The organism is Streptomyces sp. S3(2020) (assembly GCF_013044505.1).
Lineage (GTDB): Bacteria > Actinomycetota > Actinomycetes > Streptomycetales > Streptomycetaceae > Streptomyces.
In genome coordinates, this window is record NZ_JABERD010000487.1 from 1 (window position 1) to 1,815 (window position 1,815).

At 70.1% G+C, this 1,815-nt stretch carries 2 protein-coding genes; both read left to right on the plus strand.

The window, feature by feature from the left end:
• Nucleotides 1–229 precede the first annotated feature (229 nt).
• Nucleotides 230–922 carry a class I SAM-dependent methyltransferase gene (locus HLK59_RS49810; RefSeq protein ID WP_240983103.1) on the plus strand — a complete coding sequence of 231 codons (693 nt, stop codon included), beginning with the start codon at nucleotides 230–232 and terminating at the stop codon, nucleotides 920–922.
• 118 nt (nucleotides 923–1,040) lie between these two features.
• Nucleotides 1,041–1,511: a DoxX family protein gene (locus HLK59_RS49815; RefSeq protein ID WP_171148298.1), complete on the plus strand. Its 471-nt coding sequence runs from the start codon at nucleotides 1,041–1,043 to the stop codon at nucleotides 1,509–1,511.
• Nucleotides 1,512–1,815 lie beyond the last annotated feature (304 nt).

Below are 1,815 nucleotides of genomic sequence, written 5' to 3' on the forward strand. Positions count from 1 at the left end.
TCAGACCGTGTGTGGTGCGTGGTTAGTGTTAGTGTGGTGTTGACAGCAGAAGACGGCATACGTGATGCGTAGGGGGCTCGTGGGCGCGGAGATGGTTGTAAGAGACAGGGTACATGGGGCACGGCTGGTTTCCGCTGTAGCTCCCTCCTGTCTAGCTCGTACGGGTGAATGCGTTCGATGGGGGAACGGCCGTGCGGGGGTGGGCCGTTGGACGGGCATGGAGCTGAGAATGCGTGAGGGGTACGAGGGGACCGGGCCCGGTGCGATCACTCCCGACGGCTGTGCGGTGGAGCTGTACGCACGGCTGCCGGTGGGGGACGAGCCGGACATCATCGCCGCGGCTGTGCCGGCGGGGGCGCACATCCTGGAGCTGGGCTGCGGTGTGGGGCGGATGACCCATCCGCTCCTGGAGCGGGGGTTCACGGTGACCGCGGTGGACGAGTCCTCGCAGATGCTGGAGCGCGTCCGCGGGGCCCGCACGATATGCGGCCCGGTCGAAGGGCTCGACCTGGGCGAGACGTTCGACGTGGTGATGCTCGCGTCGTTCCTGGTGCACGCCGGGGACGTCGAGGTGCGGCGCGGGCTGCTGCGAGCCTGTGCGCGGCATGTCGCCGAGGGCGGGTGCGTGCTGATCCAGCGAGAGGGCGCGGACTATCACACCGACCTGCCGCGCGAGCGGGTCGACCCCAGTGGCTTCACCGTCCGGATGGTGTCGGCGGAACCGGTCGGGGAGGGGGTGAACTCGGTGCGTGCGGAGTACGAGTTCCCGGACGCGGTGTGGACCCAGACGTTCCTGGCGCGGCCGTTGACGAGGGAGCAGTTCGAGGACGCGTTGAGGGAGGCGGGGCTCGGGGTGGACAAGTATCTGACGGAGGACGGGACATGGGTGAGGGCGGTGCGGGTGGACAGGACCTCGACGTGACCTGGACGGGGTCTTGAACAGGCCTCGGGTTTCGTTCCTCGGGTGGCGATGAGTTTCGGAGTGGGGCCCGGTCTATCTCTCCGACAGCAGCACGGACCGCTTCCCACAGGAGACCCTGATGTCCGAGACCACCCTCCCCGTCACCGCCACCGCCGCCGTGTCCGACCGGTCCGGCACCGTCGTCGCCGAGTCCGCGACCGCGCGCGGTCGCCGTGCCCGGATCGCGCTGCGCACCCTTCAGGTGGTGCTCGCCCTGTTCTACGCCGTCGCGAGCGCGCTGCCCAAGCTGATCGCGCACCCCTCGGCCGCCGAGGGCTTCGCCGAGATGGGCTGGGGCGATGCCGGGATGTACACCATCGGCGCGCTCGAACTGGCCGGTGCCGTCGCGCTGTTGATCCCGCTGTTGCAGTCGGTGGCCGCGGTGGCGCTGAGCGCGCTCATGGTGGGCGCGTTCGTCGTCCAGGTCTCCGTCTTCGACGGGGAGAACGCGGCGACACCTCTCATCCTGATCGTGCCGCTGGCTCTCATCGCGTGGGCCCGGCGGGACCAGAACACGCGACTGCTGGGGCTGGTGCGCCGAGGAGTCTGACCCCGCTGTGCGATGGCGCGCGATGACGCGCGGCGAGGTCGGGTGTGCCGGGTATGTCGGGTGGCGACACCGACGCACAGGGCGGTGGCGTCCGGGGAGCCTGAGGGCTTGTTCCGGACGCCGTCGCCGTGTGCGGCGGCCCGTTCCGTTCCGGGTGGTGCGTGGTGTGTGTGGTCAGTGGTCTCCGGGGCGTCCGCCGGATCCGCGTAGGCGTTCCATCTCGCGTCGGTCCCGTTTGGTGGGGCGGCCCGTGCCGCGGTCGCGGATGCCGGCGGACGCCCCGGAGACCACTGACCACACACAC

Excerpts from the sequence above, each read along its gene's own strand:
- HLK59_RS49810 (WP_240983103.1), top strand. The coding sequence starts at position 230 with ATGCGTGAGGGGTACGAGGGGACCGGGCCCGGTGCGATCACTCCCGAC.
- HLK59_RS49815 (WP_171148298.1), top strand. The coding sequence starts at position 1,041 with ATGTCCGAGACCACCCTCCCCGTCACCGCCACCGCCGCCGTGTCCGAC.